This is a genomic window from Dietzia massiliensis (assembly GCF_018390595.1).
Lineage (GTDB): Bacteria > Actinomycetota > Actinomycetes > Mycobacteriales > Mycobacteriaceae > Dietzia > Dietzia massiliensis.
In genome coordinates this window covers 1-346 of the sequence record NZ_JAHBAV010000330.1, presented here as the reverse complement: position 1 = coordinate 346, position 346 = coordinate 1, and the positions used below count along the sequence as shown (strand labels likewise).

The following is a 346-nucleotide window of genomic DNA, read 5'->3' as shown; positions in this document are numbered from 1 at the left end:
CCCTGCGACAACCCCTCGCCACGGGGAAGGTTCCGGATCAAGACCCAGACCCATTTGGTCGTCAACTCTGCTTATTTTTCGACCGAAGCTGACTCCCGCGGGGCACACTCTATAGTCAGCCGCCAACCAGCACCCGCAGTGCGGCGTGGCCTCGTCGGGAGCTTGTGCCGGTGGCTATCCATGACCGGTGGTCGAGATCTTGCAGTACATCCCACAATGCCGAGATACGTCTGCGGTCGTTGCCGAACATCCGAGCACGGTCACCAACCGGATCGGTCGCGGCGCACGCTAGCACCGCCGCGTCGTCGAGATGACGTCCGCGGTCGCGGGAGTCCTCCATGTACGC

1 pseudogene is annotated in these 346 nt (G+C 63.3%); it reads right to left on the bottom strand.

Annotated features, from left to right (window positions below):
* Positions 1-115: 115 nt before the first annotated feature.
* Positions 116-346: pseudogene (locus KHA85_RS17435) on the bottom strand (hypothetical protein); the annotation flags it as partial.